General features: G+C 71.8%; 12 protein-coding genes. 8 read left to right on the top strand and 4 right to left on the bottom strand.

All coding sequences use genetic code 11. The annotated features are described in order from the left end of the window. Positions 1-17 precede the first annotated feature (17 nt). Entirely contained in the window at positions 18-281 is a 264-nt protein-coding gene (locus BIV25_RS24720; protein ID WP_003975777.1) for a WhiB family transcriptional regulator, read from the bottom strand. A gap of 624 nt (positions 282-905) precedes the next feature. Here BIV25_RS24720 and BIV25_RS24725 point away from each other — a divergent pair. The 4 genes from BIV25_RS24725 to BIV25_RS24740 all read left to right on the top strand — a co-directional run bounded on the left by BIV25_RS24725 (position 906) and on the right by BIV25_RS24740 (position 4,808). Then, positions 906-1,412, top strand: a complete 507-nt coding sequence (locus tag BIV25_RS24725; protein ID WP_071374612.1) for a cysteine dioxygenase family protein — start codon at positions 906-908, stop codon at positions 1,410-1,412. Between the two features lie 34 nt (positions 1,413-1,446). Next, positions 1,447-2,406 (top strand): 2-phospho-L-lactate transferase, encoded by a 960-nt coding sequence (cofD, locus tag BIV25_RS24730; protein ID WP_071374613.1) that lies wholly within the window; start codon positions 1,447-1,449, stop codon positions 2,404-2,406. After that, positions 2,403-3,719: a coenzyme F420-0:L-glutamate ligase gene (locus BIV25_RS24735; protein WP_071374614.1), complete on the top strand. Its 1,317-nt coding sequence runs from the start codon at positions 2,403-2,405 to the stop codon at positions 3,717-3,719. The genes cofD and BIV25_RS24735 overlap by 4 nt, the downstream gene beginning before the upstream one ends. Positions 3,720-3,818: 99 nt before the next feature. Then, positions 3,819-4,808 carry a DNA-3-methyladenine glycosylase 2 family protein gene (locus BIV25_RS24740; RefSeq protein WP_177235403.1) on the top strand — a complete coding sequence of 330 codons (990 nt, stop codon included), beginning with the start codon at positions 3,819-3,821 and terminating at the stop codon, positions 4,806-4,808. Between the two features lie 104 nt (positions 4,809-4,912). Here the strand turns inward: BIV25_RS24740 and BIV25_RS24745 are convergent, their stop codons facing one another. Further along, positions 4,913-5,995, bottom strand: a complete 1,083-nt coding sequence (locus BIV25_RS24745; RefSeq protein ID WP_071374616.1) for a sugar phosphate nucleotidyltransferase — start codon at positions 5,993-5,995, stop codon at positions 4,913-4,915. 217 nt (positions 5,996-6,212) lie between these two features. Next, positions 6,213-7,598 (bottom strand): peptidoglycan recognition protein, encoded by a 1,386-nt coding sequence (locus BIV25_RS24750; RefSeq protein ID WP_107486302.1) that lies wholly within the window; start codon positions 7,596-7,598, stop codon positions 6,213-6,215. A gap of 128 nt (positions 7,599-7,726) precedes the next feature. Between BIV25_RS24750 and BIV25_RS24755 the strand changes: the two genes are divergently transcribed. The 4 genes from BIV25_RS24755 (at position 7,727) to BIV25_RS24770 (ending at position 13,743) form a co-directional block, all read left to right on the top strand. Next, entirely contained in the window at positions 7,727-8,482 is a 756-nt protein-coding gene (locus tag BIV25_RS24755) for a TIGR03089 family protein (protein WP_071374618.1), read from the top strand. A 319-nt stretch (positions 8,483-8,801) separates the two neighbouring features. Continuing rightward, on the top strand, positions 8,802-9,983 hold the full coding sequence (locus tag BIV25_RS24760) for an LCP family protein (RefSeq protein WP_071374619.1): 1,182 nt from the start codon (positions 8,802-8,804) through the stop codon (positions 9,981-9,983). 230 nt (positions 9,984-10,213) lie between these two features. Continuing rightward, complete coding sequence (locus BIV25_RS24765; protein ID WP_071374620.1) at positions 10,214-11,992, top strand: LCP family protein; 1,779 nt, start codon at positions 10,214-10,216, stop codon at positions 11,990-11,992. Between the two features lie 95 nt (positions 11,993-12,087). Further along, positions 12,088-13,743 (top strand): LCP family protein, encoded by a 1,656-nt coding sequence (locus tag BIV25_RS24770; RefSeq protein ID WP_079176872.1) that lies wholly within the window; start codon positions 12,088-12,090, stop codon positions 13,741-13,743. Between the two features lie 39 nt (positions 13,744-13,782). Here BIV25_RS24770 and BIV25_RS24775 read toward each other — a convergent pair whose 3' ends face one another. Beyond that, entirely contained in the window at positions 13,783-14,811 is a 1,029-nt protein-coding gene (locus BIV25_RS24775; RefSeq protein WP_071374622.1) for a glycosyltransferase family 2 protein, read from the bottom strand. Between the last annotated feature and the right edge of the window lie 66 nt (positions 14,812-14,877).

The raw sequence follows: 14,877 nt of genomic DNA on the forward strand, positions 1-14,877 counted from the left end.
TTGGTGTGGATGTGCGGTCAGACGGCGGCCTTCTTCAGGCGGCGGCGCTCCCGCTCGGACAGGCCGCCCCAGATACCGAAGCGCTCGTCGTTGGCGAGGGCGTACTCAAGGCATTCGGAGCGGACCTCACAGGCGAGGCAGACCTTCTTCGCCTCTCTGGTGGAGCCGCCCTTCTCGGGGAAGAAGGACTCGGGGTCGGTCTGGGCGCACAGCGCGCGCTCCTGCCAGCCGAGTTCCTCGTCCGCGTCGTCGACCAGCAGTTGCTGCACCAGCTCGGTCATGTGCGCCCCTCGTCTGTCTTTCGCGTCCCCGTGCGTCAGCCGTTACCGATTTCGGCTGAACGACACGAGTGAAATTACAAGTGTGCTGCTCCGGGCGAGTCAAGCCGAGATCTGCTATTGGGCCCGTTATTCACTCTGCGGAACCAAGGCCGTGCGGAAAGTGTTCAAATCGCCATAAACCTCGACGCGCAGGCGAGGGCTCCGGAGGTGGTCGAACCTCGTACAGACCTCTGACAGATCTCTGTACGGAGAAAGACGGCTCCGCGTTCGATCGAGTTGCACGAGGTTTGAGTGCCCGGTTGTGGCGCATGTGTCCGGGTAACCGGGTGAGCAAACCTTTCACCTGACAGATGAACCGGATGAGGTGAAGCGTGTCCCACATGTCGGGCGTCGAGTTGACAGCACAGGTGTGAACCGCTGTCCTAGGGGGCATGCTCGCGCACTCGGCACTCACCTCGACCCGCACCGCCGGGTCCCATGGTGCTGCCCGGGCGCGCTGTAGCTGTTGTCGCTGTTCCAGCTGTTGAGCCATACCCCGCTCCGGCTGTCGGCCGTGTCCCCCGCGACGCGGTTCCCGTTTCTCCGTTCCCTCTGACCTTCCTTCACCGAGGAACCAGCGCACCCATGAACAGCGACAACGACCTCCAGATCGCCGGCGACATCCTCGAAGTCCCGCACCTGCTCCAGCCACCGCGTGAGCACCCGGCCACCGTCGCCGAGTTCGTGGGCCTCGCGCGCGCGATCGCCGCCGACCGGTCCCAGTGGGCCCACCTCGTCCGCTACGACGCGACGACGCGCTGGTACCACCGGCTGCGCACCGGGCCCGGCTACGAGGTGTGGCTGCTGAGCTGGCTGCCCGGACAGGGCAGCGGCCTGCACGACCACGGCCGCTCCTCCGGTGTCCTCACCGTCCTGGACGGCACCCTCACCGAACGCACCGAACGCGCCACACGCGCGCTGGCGGCGGGCGCGCAGCGCGTGTTCGCGCCGGGGTACGTCCACGAGGTCGTCAACGACGCCCTGGAGCCGGCGGTCAGCCTGCACGTCTACCACCCGGGCCTGACCGAGATGCCCATGCACACGTCCCCGCACTGCGAGGCGCGCACCGAGCCGCGTCCGGTGACTGCCTGACGCGTTGTCGTACCCGCCTGCGACACTTGGCCGCATGCGCATTGTGGTTCTGGCAGGCGGCATCGGCGGTGCCCGTTTCCTGCGTGGTCTGAAGCGGGCCGTGCCGGACGCGGAGATCACGGTGATCGGCAACACCGGCGACGACATCCATCTCTTCGGGCTGAAGGTCTGCCCGGACCTCGACACGGTGATGTACACGCTGGGCGGGGGTATCAACGAGGAGCAGGGCTGGGGGCGGACCGACGAGACCTTCCGGGTCAAGGAGGAGCTGGCGGCCTACGGCGCCGGGCCCGAGTGGTTCGGCCTCGGCGACCGGGACTTCGCCACGCACATCGTGCGGACACAGATGCTCGGCGCCGGCTATCCGCTCAGCGCGGTCACCGAGGCGCTGTGCGACCGCTGGCAGCCGGGTGTGAAGCTGATCCCGATGACCGACGACCGCGTGGAGACCCACGTGGCGGTCGAGGTGGACGGCGAGCGCAGGGCGGTCCACTTCCAGGAGTACTGGGTACGGCTGCGCGCCGAGGTCCCGGCGGAGGCGATCGTGCCCGTCGGCGCCGAGCAGTCCAAGCCGGCGCCCGGCGTCCTGGAGGCCATCGCCGCGGCGGACGTCATCCTCTTCCCGCCGTCCAACCCGGTCGTGTCCGTCGGCACGATCCTGGCCGTGCCCGGCATCCGGGAGGCCATCGCGGAGGCGGGCGTGCCCGTGGTGGGCCTGTCCCCCATCGTCGGGGACGCGCCCGTGCGCGGGATGGCCGACAAGGTGCTCGCCGCGGTCGGCGTGGAGTCCACGGCCGCCGCGGTCGCCGAGCACTACGGCTCCGGGCTGCTGGACGGCTGGCTGGTCGACACCGTGGACGCGGGCGCCGTCGAACGGGTCGAGGCGGACGGCATCCGCTGCCGGGCCGTGCCGCTGATGATGACCGACGTCGACGCGGCCGCGTCGATGGCGCGCGAGGCGCTGGCGCTGGCCGAGGAGGTGCGGGGAGCATGACCGAGGACCGCCCTCAGGACCCGCGGTACACGGTCCGGGCCCTGTCCGGCATCCCTGAGGTGCAGCCGGGCGACGACCTCGCCAAGCTGATCGCCGCCACCGAGCCGGGCCTGGTGGACGGGGACGTGCTGGTCGTCACCTCCAAGATCGTCTCCAAGGCCGAGGGCCGGATCACGCAGGCCGCCGACCGGGAGGCGGCGATCGACGCCGAGACGGTCCGGGTGGTGGCCCGCCGCGGCACGCTGCGCATCGTGGAGAACCGGCAGGGCCTGGTCATGGCCGCGGCCGGGGTCGACGCCTCCAACACCCCCGCGGGCACGGTGCTGTTGCTGCCCGAGGACCCGGACGCCTCCGCGCGCGCGATCCGTGCCGGGCTGCGCGCCACGCTCGGCGTCGACGTGGGCGTGGTCGTCACCGACACCTTCGGGCGGCCCTGGCGCTCGGGGCTCACGGACGTGGCGATCGGCGCGGCCGGCGTACGCGTGCTGGACGACCTGCGCGGCGGCACGGACGCGTACGGCAATCCGCTCAGCGCGACGGTCGTGGCCACGGCGGACGAACTGGCGGCGGCGGGAGACCTGGTCAAGGGCAAGGCGTCCGGGCGGCCGGTCGCCGTCGTCCGCGGCCTGCCGCACGTCGTCGGCGGGGAGCCGGAGGAGGGCGCGCGGGCGCTGGTGCGGACCGCGCAGGACGACATGTTCCGGCTCGGCACCTCCGAGGCCGTCCGCGAGGCGGTCACCCAGCGGCGCACGGTCCGGGCCTTCACCGACGATCCCGTGGACCCCGGCGCGGTCCGCCGCGCGGTGGCCGCCGCGGTGACGGCACCGGCGCCACACCACACGACCCCGTGGCGGTTCGTGCTGCTGCAGTCGCCGGAGTCACGGCTGCGGCTGCTGGACGCGATGCGGGAGGCCTGGATCGCCGACCTGCGCCGGGACGGCAAGAGCGAGACGTCCATAGCGAAGCGGGTGCGCCGCGGCGACGTGCTGCGCGACGCGCCCTGTCTGGTGGTGCCGTGTCTCGTCATGGACGGCGCGCACCACTACGGGGACGCGCGGCGGGACGGCGCCGAGCGGGAGATGTTCGTCGTCGCGGCGGGCGCGGGCGTGCAGAACTTCCTGGTCGCGCTGGCCGGGGAGCGGCTGGGCTCGGCGTGGGTGTCGTCCACGCTGTTCTGCCGGGACGTGGTGCGCGAGACGCTCGGGCTGCCGGCGGACTGGGATCCGATGGGCGCGGTGGCGGTCGGACGTCCGGCAGCGGATCCGGGACCGCGGCCGCAGCGGGACCCGGAGGCGTTCATCGAGGTGCGGTGAGCCGGTTGCCGGAAGGGGCCGGGCGGGAAAGTCCCGTACGGCGCCTTCCCGCACCGCCTACGCTCGTAGCACGACACCGGCTCTCCTAGGACCTCACCCGTGGCAGGACGTTTCCCCCAGCGGCCCACGCTCCCCCCTGGCCCGATACCGCGGCAGGCGGTGCCGTCGGAGCGGGCGCGGGTGCGCCGGTGGACGCCGCAGGGGCCGCTGGATCTCGGGCTGGTGCTCGGACCGCTGCGGCGCGGGCCCGCCGATCCCACGTTCCGGGCCACGCCTGACGGATCCGTGTGGCGTGCCTGCCGTACGCCGGCCGGGCCGGGCACGCTGCGGGTGCGGGCGTACGCCGGAGAGGTGCTCGGCGAAGCATGGGGGCCGGGGGCCGAATGGCTGCTGGACGGGCTGCCCGAACTGCTGGGCGCGGCCGACGAGCCGGAGGCGTTCGTGCCCCGGCACCGGGTGGTGGCGCTGGCGCGGCACCGGCGGCCGGGGCTGCGGCTGACACGGACCGGGCTGGTGCTGGAGTCGTTGATCCCGTCGGTGCTGGAGCAGAAGGTCACGACCGACGAGGCGTACCGTGCCTGGCGGTTGCTGGTGCGCAGGTTCGGGGAGCCGGCGCCGGGACCCGCCGGGGTGTCCGAGCGGCCGATGCGGGTGATGCCGGCGGCGCGGACATGGGCGCTGATCCCCTCCTGGGAATGGCACCGGGCGGGCGTCGACGACAAGCGGGCGTCGACGATCCTGCGGGCCGTACGGGTCGCCGCGCGGCTGGAGCAGGCGGTGGGGATGCCGGCCGCCGAGGCACAGGCACGGCTGGAGGTCGTACCGGGCGTGGGGCCCTGGACGTCGGCGGAGGTCGTACAGCGCAGTCACGGGGCGACGGACGCGGTGACGGTCGGGGACCTGCATCTGCCGGGGATCGTGGGGTGGGCGCTGGCCGGGGACCGTCATGCCGACGACGCCCGGATGCTGCGCCTGCTGGAGCCGTACGCCGGGCAGCGGCACCGGGCGGCCCGGCTGATCCTGCTGAGCGGGCAGGTGCCGGCCCGGCGGGCGCCGAAGATGCCTCGGGTGGACATCGGGCTGCTGTGAGCGTGCCTGCGGACGAGGGGGCCCGGGGAGTGATCCCCGGGCCCCCTCGTCGCTGCTGGCCCGAACTACCGACCCGAACTACTGACCCGAACCACCGGCCTGGACTACTGGTCCGAGGAGAACCGCACCGCGCCCGCCGGGATGCGGGCGTCGCACCACACCCGGACTCCCTCGCGCAGTTCGTTGTCGGGGCCGACGATCGCGCCGTCGCCGACGACCGTGCCGGTGAGCACGGAGCGCTCGCCGACGCGGGCCTTCGTGCCGATCAGGGAGTCGGTGATGACCGCGCCCGGTTCGATGACGGCGCCGGGCAGGATCGTCGAGCCGAAGACACGGGCGCCCTCGGCCACGAACGCGCCCTCGCCCACCACCGTGCCGCCGGTCAGCTTGGCGTCCGGCGCCACCGTGGCCGTGGGCAGGACGAGGCGGTCGCCGCAGCGGCCCGGGACGGCCGGGGACGGCGCGCGGCCCAGGACCAGGTCGGCCGAGCCGCGGACGAAGGCCGCCGGGGTGCCGAGGTCCAGCCAGTACGTGGAGTCGACCATGCCCTGGAGGTGGGCTCCGGCCGCGAGGAGGTCCGGGAACGTCTCGCGCTCCACCGAGACCGGGCGGCCCAGCGGGATCGAGTCGATGACCGAGCGGCGGAAGACGTACGCCCCCGCGTTGATCTGGTCGGTGACGATCTCCTCGGGCGTCTGCGGCTTCTCCAGGAAGGCCAGCACCCTGCCGGTCTCGTCGGTCGGGACCAGGCCGTAGGCGCGCGGGTCCGTCACCTTCGTCAGATGCAGGGAGACGTCCGCGCCCGTCGAGCGGTGGGTGTCGACCAGGGCCTCGATGTCCAGGCCCGTCAGGATGTCGCCGTTGAAGATCAGGACCGGTTCGTCGGGCCCGGAGTGCAGACGCGAGGCGACGTTGCGGATGGCGCCGCCGGTGCCGAGGGGTTCCTCCTCCGTCACGTACTCGATGCTCAGTCCGAGGGCGGAGCCGTCGCCGAAGTACGGCTCGAAGACCTCGGCCAGATAGCTGGTGGCGAGGACGATGTGGTCCACACCGGCCGCCTTGGCCCGCGCCAGCTGATGCGTGAGGAACGGTACGCCGGCGGCCGGAACCATGGGCTTGGGCGTGTGCACCGTCAGTGGACGCAGCCGGGTGCCTTTGCCGCCGACCAGGAGGATCGCTTCTGTCACCTGTCGTCTCTGCTTTCTTCCTGCCGGGACCGGTCGAACTACTCGTTACTACTCGTTTCGGCTTCGGCCGGTCAGTGTATGCAGACCGTAGCGACGGCGCCCTTGACGACCGCGCGGTTTTCCACGAGATCGGTAATAGAACGGTGTGAGACCGGCGCGCCCCCGTCGACGGCGGTGCGCGCGAGCCCCGTTCACCGTGCCCGTGACGGCGGCCCGTTCAGCGCCCCTGGTAGTCAGAGGCGGCGGAACGAGCCGCTCCGAGCCTGGCGTAGAGCGCTGTGCCGGGGCAGTCGGTGGCGAACCCGTCCCGGTGTCCGGAGATCACGTTCAGCTGCACGTTCTTACCCTTCCGGTAGAGGTTGCCTCCGGCCGACGTGAGATATGTCCTGCCCTGTGGATCGGCGCCGTTGAGCCCGAGCTTCCACGCGGTGAGCCGGGCGAGGGCCGTGACCACCGCGTCGGACGGCTCCGTCCCGGTGTACGTACCGATCACGGCGATGCCCATGCTGTCGCTGTTGAAGCCGAGGGTGTGCGCGCCGAGCACCGCCTTCGCCACGCCCCCGGCCCGGCCCTCGTAGACGGTTCCGCACTTGTCGACGAGGAAGTTGTAGCCGATGTCCCGCCAGCCCATGCTCTTGACGTGGTAGCGGTAGATACTGCGGATGACGGAGGGGGCCTGGGAGCAGCTGTACTGGTTGCCCGAGCCCGTGTGGTGGACGAAGGCCGCCTTGACCGTCTTCGTGTAGCCGAACCCGGGTTCGCGCAGCGACTCGTCCGCGCCCCAGGCCAGGCGGGTGACGATCCGCGGGCGCGCCCCGATGTACGACGCCGTCCGCGCCGGGCCCTTGAGGCGGGTGAGTTCCCGCTCGGTGGCCGCCTTGTCGAGCTCCGGGATCTCCAGGGCGCCGAAGCCGGCGACGTCGGTGTTGGCGGCGGAGGCCGCGCGCGCCGCCGCCGTTTCGGGAACGGTGAGGGGCGTGTCGGCCGGTGTGCCCGGCGGTGTTCCGTCGTCCCCCGGGTCGACGAGCTCCAGCCGCAGCCCGGAGGGCAACGGGACCGAGGTGCGCGCTCCGGTCGAACCGGTGCCGTCCGGCAGCGGTACGGACGCCGCGCGGACCCGTACGTCCACCCCCTCCGAGGCCCCCACCCACAGCGGCGCGGTCGCCCCGCGCACCCGGCGCGAGGCCGCCTCCGCCGTGCCCGGGTCGGGGCCGTGCCCCCCGTTGTGCGTCTCGACGTCCCGCCAGTCGGTCCAGGCCCCCGTGCCGGCGGCCCGGGTGCGCACCTGGACCCGGCCGCGCAGCTCGGCGCCGGGGTCGTCCCACACGACCCCGAGCAGCGAGAAGTGCTCGCCGCCCGCCCGGTAGAGCCCCTGTTCCGGGGCGGCGCCGAGGACGCGCGCGCGGGTGAGGGGGGCGAGGGGCAGCGAGCGGGTGCTCCCCGGGATGCCGGTCACGGGCGCGGCGGTCACGGCGGTCGCGGGCAGGGACAGGGGGGAGAGCGCGAGGGCGGCGGCGATCAAGGGCGCGCCGAAGGAGCTGAAGGAAGCGGAGGAACTGAAGGAGCTGAAGGAACTGAAGGAAGGGGGAAAGAGTCCACGCATGGTTACGATCTTTGACATAATCAGACAACTCTGTCCATAGGTGATCTGACGGACCGTCGGATGCGTTCCGCCGAACCGGTGGCACGGGTACGCGCCGCCCGTGATCGCCCGCGCGTACCCTTTCCCGGGTGAACGCCACCGATCGCACCCCTGCCGACCTGCTGGCTTCCGCGCTCGCCGCGGACCCCGGCCGCCCGCTGGTGACCTTCTACGACGACGCCACGGGCGAACGCGTCGAACTGTCCGTGGCCACGTTCGCCAATTGGGTGGCCAAGACCGCGAACCTCCTTCAGGGCGAACTCTCCGTCGAGCCCGGCGACCGGGTCGCCCTGCTGCTGCCCGCGCACTGGCAGACGGCGGTGTGGCTGCTGGCCTGCGCCTCGGTGGGCGCCCTCGCCGATGTGGGCGGGGAGCCGTCCGCGGCCGACGTGGTGGTCAGCGGGCCGGACTCGCTGGACGCGGCGCGGGCGTGCCGGGGTGAGCGGGTCGCCCTCGCGCTGCGGCCGCTGGGCGGGCGTTTCCCGCAGCCGCCGGACGGGTTCCTCGACTACGCCGTGGAGGTGCCCGGACAGGGCGACCGGTTCGTGCCGTTCGCTCCGGTGGACGCGGACGAGCCGGCGCTGATCGTCGCCGGCGCGGAGTTCAGCGCGGCGGAGGTCGTGCAGAAGGCGGTCGCCGACGCGGCGGAGCTGGAGCTGACGGGGCCCGGTTCGCGGCTGCTGTCGGGGCTGCCGTACGACACCTGGGAGGGGCTGAGCGCGGGGCTGTTCTCGCCGCTCGCCTCCGGGGGGTCCGTGGTGCTCTGCCGGCATCCGGACCGGCTGGGCGAGGAGGCGCTCGCCCAGCGGATCGAGAGCGAGCGGGTGACCGCGGTACGGCGGTAGGCGCCGCCGACCGGCCCCGCACTCCCCCGCTCGGGCTAGCCGAGGACGCCGCCCACCGCCATCCCGGCCATCGTCGAGAGAGCAGCACATCACACTCACACGCCGATGAGGGGGTGCCCCACCCGTGACCGACACCGCAGGCACGGCCCACAGCCCCACGCTCAGGACCTCAACGGCCGGGGACGGACCCACGCGCCGACGCCGACCGGCCCCGCACTCCCCCGCTCGGGCTAGCCGAGGACGCCGCCCACCGCCATCCCGGCCATCGTCGAGAGAGCAGCACATCACACTCACACGCCGATGAGGGGGTGCCCCACCCGTGACCGACACCGCAGGCACGGCCCACGGCCCCGGGCTCGGGGCCTCGGCGGCCGGGGACGGGCCGGCGCGCCGGCGTCGGCGGCGGTGGGTGCGGCGGGCGGCGCTCGGGCTGGCCGCGTCCGTCGCAGCGGCCGCCGGTGGCGGCTGGCTCCTCTACGCCGCCCTGAACGCCAACATCACCTCGGACGACGCGGCCGCCCGGGAACTCGCCCGGTACGAGCGGGAGCGCCCCACCGCGCTGGTGAAGGGCGCGCAGAACATCCTGCTGATCGGCTCCGACACCCGGTCCGGGGACGGCAACGCGCGCTACGGGCGGGATCTGGGCAGCGAGCGGTCGGACACCACGATCCTGCTGCACCTGGCCGCGAACCGGCGCAGCGCCACCGCCGTGTCGCTGCCGCGGGACCTGATGGTGGACGTCCCCCGCTGTCTGCGGACGGACGGCAGTCGCAGCGCGCCGGTGTTCACGATGTTCAACAGCGCCTATTCGGTGGGGGGTTCGGCCTGTTCGATCCGTACCGTCGAGAAGCTGACGGGCGTCCGGATCGACCATCACGTGGTCGTGGACTTCAGCGGGTTCAAGGAGATGGTGGACGCCGTCGACGGGGTGCAGGTCTGCCTGAAGGAGCCCGTTCACGACAGGGCCGCCAAGCTGAGTCTGCCCGCGGGGGAGGTCGAGCTGGACGGCGAGCAGGCGCTCGGGTTCGTGCGGGCCCGCGAGTCGCTGGGCGACGGCAGCGACACCGAGCGGATGGAACGGCAGCAGCAGTTCCTCGGCGCACTCGTCAACAAGATGCAGAGCAGCGACGTCCTGCTGAATCCGGTGAAGCTCTATCCGGTGCTGGACGCGGCGACCTCTTCACTGACCGCCGATCCGGAACTGGCCAGTCTGCGCGGCTTGTACCAATTGGTGCGGGGGCTGCGCAACATTCCCATCAAACAGGTGCAGTTCCTGACGGTACCGAGGAAGTCGTACGTCCACGACGCCAACCGTGACCAACTCGTGGAACCGGCGGCCGGGAAACTGTTCGCGCTGCTGCGCGCCGATCAGCCCGTGGCGGTGACCCGGGGAGTGCCCGGAAAGACCGCACGGCCCGGTGGGGACACGGGCTCCCGGGGCATCCCCTCCCCCGCGCCGACCTTCCGCGGCAGTACGGCCGCCGAGCACGGCTGCGCATGAGGCGCACACCGGCGCGCTCGAATTCCGTTCAGAATATGAGGGGGATTGCCCAGTTGTAGGGAGGGCGAATTCGTCACCGGCGTCGCTCGACGCCGAACTGGGCGGATAGTGTGAGCGCTCCGGTGCACCCGGCGCGAGGTCAGTCCTGGAGTCGTGCACCGATTCACCGAGACCCGAGCGCCTTTGAGGGGGAAGGCGCCGCGTGGCCCCGACGGAGGATTCGGACGACCGTGAAGGACCCCAACGCGCAAGGCCGTGGGCGGGCGGACAACATCGATCCCGCCGACCAGTGGGTACTCAATCCGAATACCGGCGAATACGAACTGCGACTGGGTTCTTCCGGAGCGCAGTCACAGGTGCCCTCTCCGCGCAGACCGGCCGCCCAGGAGGGCGGCGGTGCGCGGCGCCGCCGTAACGACATGGCCGCCGGGGAGACCCGGGAGATGAGCCAGGTGGGCAACGCCGAGGTGCCCCGGCCGCGCTCGGCCCGGCGCCGGGGCGGCGAGCCGGAGGCCCCGCAGGGGCGACGCGCCGCGCGGCGGCCGGTGAAGAAGAACGGGCAGAAGAAGTCGAAGGCCAAGAAGGTCCTCGCGTGGACCGCGGGCGGCACCGCGTTCGTGCTGGTCGCGGTGGGTACCGCCGGCTACCTCTATCTCCGGCACCTCGAAGGCAACATCAGCTCGACCGACGTCGGCGACGCGGGCTCCAAGGGCTTCAGCAAGGACGAGGCCTTCAACCTCCTGGTCATCGGCACCGACAAGCGCACCGGCAAGGGCAACGAGGGCTACGGCGACAAGGGCAGCGTCGGCCACGCGGACACCGACATCCTGCTGCACGTGTCCAAGGACCGGACGAACGCCACCGCGCTGAGCATCCCGCGCGACCTGATCGTCGACATCCCGGACTGCCCGACGAAGCAGCCGGACGGCAGCACCAAGGTGATCCCCGGCACGGAGAACGTGCGCTTCAACACGAGCCTCGGACAGGACGGCCGCGACCCGGGCTGCACCATGCGCACCGTCGAGGAGGTCACCGGCATCCACGTGGACCACTTCATGATGGCCGACTTCAACGCGGTGAAGACCCTGTCGACCGCGGTGGGCGGCGTCGAGGTGTGCGTCGCGCATCCGGTGAACGACAAGGAGTCCCATCTGAAGCTGCCCGCGGGCAAGTCGGTGGTGGAGGGCGAGCAGGCCCTCGCCTTCGTGCGCACCCGGCACAGCTTCGGCAACCAGGGCGACCTGGACCGCATCAAGGTCCAGCAGCAGTTCCTGGGTTCGCTGATGCGCAAGATGTCCTCCAGCGACACCCTCACCAACCCCTCCAAGCTGCTCGACCTGGCCGAGGCCGCGACCAAGGCGCTGACCGTCGACACCGGCATCGACAGCATCAGCACCCTCAAGGACATGGCGCTGGAGATGAAGAAGGTGCCGCCCAAGAACATCACCTTCACCACGGTGCCGGTGATAGACAACCCCGCCGAGAAGGTGCACGCGACCGTCGTCGTCAACCAGTCGACGGCGCCCGCGGTCTTCCAGGCGATCCAGAACGACGTCTCCTTCACCGAGGTGAAGGAGAAGCAGAAGGCGGCGAAGGACGCCCAGGCGGCCCGGCTCAAGGGCAGCAGGTCCGCGCCGGCGGACGTACGGGTGCGGATCCTCAACGGCGGTGCCCAGTCGGGCAGCGCGCAGGAGGAGCTGTCCTGGCTGCAGACCGACAAGGGCGTGCTGAAGTCGGAGAACGCGGGCAACGCACCGGCCGAGGCGAAGAACACCACACTGGAGTACGCCCCCGACCAGGCCGCCCAGGCACGGGAGTTGGCCGCGCTGATGGGGCTGCCCGGCTCGGCGCTCGTCCCCGGCAAGAGTGTGATCAACTCCCAGGGCCTGCCGGCGATGACGCTGACCCTCGGCAAGGACTTCAAGGGCGCCGGTGTCTCGCTCACCGCCCCGGAGAAGGCGCCGAAGGTCGACGGGTCGACGGCCAACGAGGCCAAGTGCGCTTCATAGGTAACCCTTCGGGCCCGTCGTGCGTCTAACCCGACGCGGGACGGGCCCGTTTTCATGACCACGGGTGGGGCGCAAGGGTGGGGAGGGCAGGAAGTTTGGCGCAGAGCGATGTGCGAGGGCAGGAACCTGCGGTCGGCGACGGGGTGGCGCCCGGGCCGCAGGACCGGACGGACCCGGAGGGGTCCCGGCACGGCGGAGGGCGGCGCAGAGGAGGTTCCGGAGCCGGGCGCCCGCGGCGCAGACGCCGTGCCCTGCGGTGGTCGGCGACCGTGCTGGCGGTGGTGATACTCGGCACCGCGGGCGCCGGTTACCTGTACTACGAGCACCTGAACGCGAGCATCCGCAAGGGCCAGCGCAGCAGCGGCGACTCCGCGGCGCACAAGACCGCGCCGAACGCCGCCGGGCAGACCCCGCTGAACATCCTGCTGATCGGCTCGGACAGCCGTAACTCGGCCGAGGACCTGAAGCTCGGCGGCAGCAGGGACAGCGTCGGCGGTCCCCCGAACGCGGACGTCCAGATGCTCATCCACCTCTCCGCGGACCGCAAGAGCGCCGCCATGGTGAGCATCCCCCGGGACACCCGCGTCGACATCCCCAAGTGCACGGACCCCGAGACCGGCAAGATCTATCCGCAGACGAACGACATCATCAACACCACGCTGGCCCGGGGCGGGGCCGGCTGCACGCTGTCCACCTGGGAGAAGCTCACCGGGGTCTACATCGACCACTGGATGACGATCGACTTCTCCGGCGTGGTGCGGATGGCGGACGCCATCGGCGGTGTCGACGTGTGCGTGAAGCAGAACGTGTGGGACCACCCGACCCCGGCCCAGCGCGGCGGCTCCGGGCTGAAGCTGACGGCCGGGACGCACAAGGTCGAGGGCGAGCAGGCGCTGCAGTGGCTGCGCACCCGGCACGCCTGGGGCAGCGACCTGATGCGGGCCCGCGCCCAGCACATGTACCTGAACTCGATGATGCGCACGCTGCGCAAGCAGAACGTCTTCACCGACTCCGGGCGCCTGATGGACCTGGCCGACGCGGCCGTCAAGTCCCTGAAGGTCTCCGAGGAGATCGGCACGGTCAAGAAGCTGTACGACCTCGGCATGGAGATGAAGTCGGTGCCGTCGGACCGCATCACGTCGGTGACGATGCCCAACATCCAGGATCCGCAGGACGATTCACATGTCCTGCCGGACGCGGCGAACGCCGACAAGCTGTGGCAGATGCTCCGCGACGACGTGCCGCTCGACAAGAACGGCGCCGCGTCCGGCTCGAAGAAGCAGACGCCGGCCGAACCGCACGACTCCGGGAAGACGGCCAAGGCCCCCTCGACGGACCCGGCCCGGCTCGGCGTGCTGGTGCAGAACGCCACCCAGAGCTCGACCGAGGCGGCGGTGCCGGGCCGGGCGGGGGCGATCAGCCAGGTGCTCGCCCAGCAGGGCTACGCGCGCGCGGCGGCGGACACCTCCGTGACCCAGTCCGCGGACAAGACAGTCGTGCAGTACCCGAGCGCGGACCTGGCGGGTGACGCCCAGGCCGTGGCCAAGTCGCTGGGTATTCCGGCGAGTTCGGTACAGCAGTCGACCGGGGTGTCCGGGGTCACGGTCGTCGTCGGCGCGGACTGGCGCACCGGTGCGTCGTACCCCAGGCAGTCGAAGCCGAAGGCCGGGGACATCCCCGACAACGCCGACGCCGTCAACGGCTCGGACACGTCGCAGTGCATGGATGTGTACAAGCCGTATCGGTGGTAGCGGAAGGGCCCCTGCCGGAGAGGGGCCCTGTTCGCCGGCTCAGTGCGAGCCGATGACCGCCGGCCGCCGCGACGCGATGACCTTCTTCGCCAGCGACCTCGGGCTGGTCAGGAAGCCCCAGCCCCACGACATGTGCATGGTGGCGAGGGCCACGGGGATCTGCAGGCGGGCCCTCAGGGGCAGGCCCCTGCCCGCCGGGACGGAGCCCGCGGCGATCGCCGCGAGGTAGCCGCCGGGGACGACGAAGCCCCACGGGGTGAGAAGGGCGCCGGCCACGACACCCGCCGCGATCGCGCACACCGCGGTCGGCGGGGCGAGGTAGCGCAGGTTGATCGAGCCGGAGTGGTAGCGCGCGACGACGTGCCGCCAACGGCCGTAGTCCTTGTACTGCTTGGCCAGCGCCCGCACGGAGGGCCGCGGCCGGTACGACACCTTCAGCTCCGGCGAGAACCAGATCAGGCCGCCGGCCTCGCGTATGCGGAAGTTCAGCTCCCAGTCCTGGGCGCGGATGAACTCCTCGTTGTAGCCGCCCTGCCGCTCCAGCGCCTCGCGGCGGAAGACGCCGAGGTAGACCGTCTCGGCGGGGGCGGCCTCGCCGCCCGTGTGGAAGGCGGCGTTCCCGACCCCGATCTTCGAGGTCATGGCGGCCGCGACCGCGTGCTCCCAGTCGTTCTCGCCCTCGGCGTGCATGATGCCGCCGACGTTCTGCGCGCCGGTCTCCTCCAGCAGCCGGACGGCGGTGGCGATGTAGTTCGCCGAGAGGATGCCGTGGCCGTCGACGCGGACCACGATCGGATGCCGGGAGGCCTTGATCGCCGCGTTGAGCGCCGCGGGCGTGCGGCCGGTGGGGTTCGGGACGGTGTGCACACGCGCGTCTTCGGCCACGAGCCGGGCCGCGATCTCGTCCGTGCGGTCCGTGGACGGACCGAGGGCGATCACGACCTCCATCTCGCCGGCGTACTCCTGCGCGAGGATCGCTTGGACGGCCCCGCGCAGATGCCGCTCCTCGTCGAGGACGGGCATGATCACGGAGACAGCGGGGAGCCGCACGTCGGACTTGGCGTTCATAGGGGGCTCACGTTACCGCGAACGGGGGACACCTTTGCGCGCCGCAGGGACGTAGGACCGGGCTGG

This window comes from Streptomyces sp. MUSC 14 (genome assembly GCF_001866675.1).
Classification (GTDB): Bacteria; Actinomycetota; Actinomycetes; order Streptomycetales; family Streptomycetaceae; genus Streptomyces.